General features: G+C 61.5%; 1 protein-coding gene and 1 pseudogene. One reads left to right on the forward strand and one right to left on the reverse strand.

Annotated features, from left to right (window positions below):
* Positions 1 to 35: 35 nt before the first annotated feature.
* The gene (lexA, locus tag EOA29_RS36605; RefSeq protein ID WP_126093896.1) at positions 36 to 770 is read right to left on the reverse strand and encodes a transcriptional repressor LexA; all 735 of its coding nucleotides are present in this window, start codon (positions 768 to 770) and stop codon (positions 36 to 38) included.
* A gap of 465 nt (positions 771 to 1,235) precedes the next feature.
* Between lexA and EOA29_RS43510 the strand changes: the two are divergent.
* Positions 1,236 to 1,365 (forward strand): annotated as a pseudogene (locus tag EOA29_RS43510) (kynureninase); the annotation flags it as partial.

Consider the following 1,365-nt stretch of genomic DNA (forward strand, 5'->3'; position numbering starts at 1 on the left):
GCCTGAAAAGACCGATGCGAAGCCGCTACAGCCACTCAATAGCGGCGAATGAGCCCTACGAGCTTGCCCTGAACCTTGACGCGATCCGGACCGAAGATGCGAGTCTCATAGGCCGGATTGGCGGCTTCGAGGGCAATCGAAGCGCCCTTGCGGCGGAAGCGCTTCAGCGTCGCCTCCTCGTCGTCGACCAGCGCCACCACGATCTCGCCCGGGCTCGCGGTGTTGGCATTGCGGATGATGACCGTGTCGCCATCGAAGATGCCGGCCTCGATCATCGAGTCGCCCTTGACCTCCAGCGCATAATGCTCACCGCCCGCGATCATGTCCGGCGGGACCGTGATCGTATGCGTCTGATGCTGGATGGCGTCGATCGGCACGCCGGCCGCGATCCGGCCCATCACCGGGATCGACACAGCCGACGCGGCATCGTCGTCATTGCTGGGCGTACGCGAGGACGCCGCGGGCTTGATCTGCCGGCCGAGACCGCCTTGCCCCAGGCTCCCCTGAATGACGCTCGGCGAAAACTTCCTCGCCGCATTGAGGCCAGGCGCGATCGAATCGGGCAGGCGCAGCACTTCCAGGGCGCGCGCCCGGTTGGGCAGCCGGCGAATGAAGCCACGCTCCTCCAGCGCCGTGATCAGACGATGAATGCCCGACTTCGAGGCCAGGTCGAGGGCTTCCTTCATCTCGTCGAAAGACGGTGGAATGCCGCTTTCCTTGAGCCGTTCGTGGATGAACATCAGGAGTTCATGTTGTTTGCGCGTCAGCATGGCGGCCCCCATGGGTTTTGAAACCAGAATCAGAAAAACAAACCCAGAACAAACACTATCTGTTCCAGTTGTGTTCCGCAACCGTTTAAAGTTTAATGAATGCGTTAGCGCGGCGATAACCAGAGCGCGGCCCGCAAAGACGCCGAAATGCGGCTTTTGGGCACCGGGACCGGCGATCTGGCATTGAATTCCTTACAGTTTTTTCCGATGCCCACGTGCTTGCGCGTTGCTCCTCCGTGCGTTGAATAACCGGCGCGAATGATGGCATGCGGAAGGACGTCGACGCCGGGAAAGCTCGCGGGCCGTGAACGAAACGGAGCCAAACCGTCAACGACCTCACACCGCGCACGGCGGAAATCGCATGCCGCGTTGGCGCTGCCACGAGCGATTCCAGTCATGTGAGGCACGGTTGATGTCGGGCCGTCGACGCACTATTCGTGAATGACCGATGGGGGCTACAGGATCATGATCGCACTTCCCGATCTCGCCGAAATCGAGGCGATGGATGCGGCCGATCCGCTACGCTCGATGCGCCGCCGCTTCGCATTGCCGACAGGGGTGATATATCTCGACGGCAATTCGCTGGGTGCTGCTT

The organism is Mesorhizobium sp. M1E.F.Ca.ET.063.01.1.1, from assembly GCF_003998155.1.
Lineage (GTDB): Bacteria > Pseudomonadota > Alphaproteobacteria > Rhizobiales > Rhizobiaceae > Mesorhizobium.